Source organism: Ornithinibacter sp., assembly GCF_035443565.1.
In the GTDB taxonomy this organism is placed as follows: domain Bacteria; phylum Actinomycetota; class Actinomycetes; order Actinomycetales; family Dermatophilaceae; genus Fodinibacter.
Genome location: NZ_DAORSO010000218.1, coordinates 1 through 2,774, shown reverse-complemented (window position 1 = coordinate 2,774; position 2,774 = coordinate 1). Strand labels below are relative to the sequence as shown.

3 protein-coding genes and 1 pseudogene are annotated in these 2,774 nt (G+C 70.2%); all 4 read left to right on the top strand.

Annotation, left to right across the window (positions count from 1 at the left end):
- Nucleotides 1-282, top strand: a 282-nt coding sequence (locus PLL68_RS13590; protein WP_502910714.1) for a Rossmann-fold NAD(P)-binding domain-containing protein, incomplete at its 5' end; no start/stop codon positions are given.
- A 165-nt stretch (nucleotides 283-447) separates the two neighbouring features.
- A complete protein-coding gene (locus tag PLL68_RS13585; protein WP_159902801.1) occupies nucleotides 448-642 on the top strand; it encodes a DUF3073 domain-containing protein in 195 nt (64 codons plus the stop codon).
- Between the two features lie 120 nt (nucleotides 643-762).
- Nucleotides 763-2,261, top strand: a pseudogene (locus PLL68_RS13580) (purine-cytosine permease family protein).
- Nucleotides 2,254-2,774 (top strand): cysteine hydrolase family protein (locus PLL68_RS13575; protein WP_324534958.1); only part of this gene is annotated, 521 nt, incomplete at its 3' end. The pseudogene PLL68_RS13580 and the gene PLL68_RS13575, both read left to right, overlap by 8 nt.

Genomic DNA, 2,774 nt, shown 5'->3' with positions numbered 1-2,774 from the left:
GGCACGGCGGAGCGGCTGCGGGAGCGCGGCATCACCTACGCCCCCGACTTCCTCGTCAATGCGGGTGGCGTGATCCAGGTCAGCGACGAGCTGCACGGCTTCGACATGGAGCGGGCCCGCCGGCGCACGGCCACGATCTTCGACCACACCCTCGAGGTGCTGCGCAGCGCGGATGCCGAGGACGTCACCCCCGCGGTCGCCGCCGACCGCCTCGCCGAGCGCCGGATCGCCGCCGGGGGCCCGCGCCCCTGGCTGCCGGCGGGGGAACATCGCGACACCTGAGGCCGTTGTTCGGGACGACGTCGCCGGACCTGCTCCACTCATGTACCGTTGGCGCCACGACATACACACCATTCCCGGGACCGCTCCGCGACATGGGATGACCCTGAACGTCGGGGCCGTCCCATTTGTGGTGCCGCCCCGGCATACGCACGAGGGGGTCACGCCATGGGGCGCGGCCGAGCCAAAGCCAAGCAGACGAAGGTCGCTCGCGAGCTGAAGTACTTCAGCCCCGACACCGACCTCTCCGCGCTTGAGCGCGAACTTCACGGTGTTTCCCAGACGGGCGGCGGTCGCACCTCGACCGACGACCGCGAGGAAGACGACGACGACTACGGGTCGTGGTCTCCGGGCCGGCGTTGACGCCACCCTGACCGCGCCACCTCGTGCGGCCCGCACCCTGCGTGCGGGCCGTCGTTGACCCCTACCTCAGCCGGGTGTCGGGGTCGCTGATCGGCGTGCCCGCGGGCCTATGCTCGCCCCATGACTGACACCACCGTCGCCGCCACGCAGCGGCTGGGGATCGAGACCACGGGCATCGAGATCATCGACGAGTCCGAGCGAACGGCCCAGCCCAAAGACCTGTTCTGGCCGTGGTTCGCGGCCAACGTGTCGGTCTTCGGCATCTCCTACGCGGCGTTCGTGCTCGGGTTCGGCATCTCGTTCTGGCAGGCCACCCTGGTCACGGTGCTCGGCATCGTCACCTCGTTCGTGCTGTGCGGCATCGTCGCGATCGCCGGCAAGCGCGGTTCTGCCCCGACGATGATCCTGTCTCGCGCCGCCTTCGGGGTGACCGGGCAGAAGGTGCCGGGCGTCATCTCGTGGCTGGTGTCGATCGGCTGGGAGACCTTCCTGGCGATCATGGCCGTGCTCGCCACCGCGACCGTGTTCGAGCAGCTCGGTTGGGGCGGCGGCACGGGGACGAAGGTCGTGGCAGCCGTCGTCGTCGCGGCGATCATCGTGCTCGCGTCGGTGGCGGGGTACCACATCATCATGCGGATGCAGTCGGTGCTCACCTGGCTCACCGGCGCCGTGACGATCCTCTTCGTCATCATCGCCGCCCGCGAGATCGACTGGTCAGCCGTCGCCGCGCTGCCCTCCGGCCCGACCCAGTCGGTGATCGGGGCGTTCGTCATGCTCATGAGGGCTTCGGCCTGGGCTGGATCAACATCTCCGCGGACTGGTCGCGCTACCAGCACCGGTCAGCCTCCGGTGGCGCCATCGTCTTCTGGAACACCCTCGGCGGTGCCTTGGCTCCCGTCCTGCTCGTGACCTTCGGGCTCATGCTCTCGGCATCCAACGAGGAGGTGCTGGCCGGCATCCCGAGCGACCCGATCGGCACCCTCGCGACCATCCTGCCGACGTGGTTCCTCGTGCCGTTCCTCGTCGCGGTGATCATGTCGCTGATCTCCGGCGCCGTCCTCGGCATCTACTCCTCGGGGCTGACGCTGCTCTCGCTCGGGGTGCGCGTCCCGCGGCCGGCCGCGGCCCTGGTCGACGGCATCATCCTCACCCTCGGCACGTTCTTCGTCGTCTTCGTGGCGCAGGACTTCCTCGGGCCGTTCCAGAGCTTCCTCATCACCCTCGGCGTGCCGCTCGCGTCGTGGGCGGGGATCATGATCGCCGACATCGCCCTGCGCAAGCGCGACTACGACGACGACGCCCTCTTCGACGTGCGCGGCCGCTACGGCTCGTGGGACTGGGTGTCGATCGCGACGATGGTGGTCGCGTCGGTGATCGGGTGGGGCCTGGTCGTCAACAACTTCGCCCAGGATGCCGCGTGGAACAACTGGCAGGGCTACCTCCTGGAGCCGCTCGGCCTCGGAACATACATCACCGAAGGCGAAGGCGCCCCCTACTGGGACGGCGCCTGGCCGTACGCCAACCTCGGGGTGCTGCTCGCCCTGGTCCTGTCGTTCGCCGTGACCTACGTGGCCCGCCGGGCAAGGGTGCAGCAGCAGGAAGCGCTCGTCGATGGCTGACGCGCTGGCCCGCCCTGACCACCCGCAGACCTTGGGCGACGACTGGCTCGTCATCATCGACCCCCAGGTCGTCTTCGCCGACCCGCAGGCCTCGCCGTGGGGGTCGTCGATGTGGGCCGGGGCGGTCGGTCACATCGCGACGCTGGCCGCGGCATCCACCCCGTCGCGCACCATCATCACGCGCTTCGTGGCCGATCCCGGCCTCGGAGGGTCGTGGGGTCCGTACTACGAGGAGTGGCCGTTCGCGCTCGTGCCTGACGGCGACCCGCTGTACGCCGTCGTGCCGGAACTGGCCGGCGTTGCCGAGCACGTCGTCACGGCGGGCACGTTCGGCAAGTGGCCGGTGCTGCGCGACCTCGTCGGCGACGGTGCCCGGCTGACCCTGACGGGGGTGTCGACCGACTGCTGCGTGCTCTCGACCGCGCTGCCGGCGGCGGATGCCGGGGCCACGGTTCGCATCGCGGCCGCCGGGTGCGCGGGGTCGAGCGAGGAGAACCACCGGCGGGCCCTGGA

What these genes read in the sequence shown, in the direction of transcription:
- PLL68_RS13585 (WP_159902801.1), top strand. Translation starts at nt 448, where the DNA reads ATGGGGCGCGGCCGAGCCAAAGCCAAGCAGACGAAGGTCGCTCGCGAG.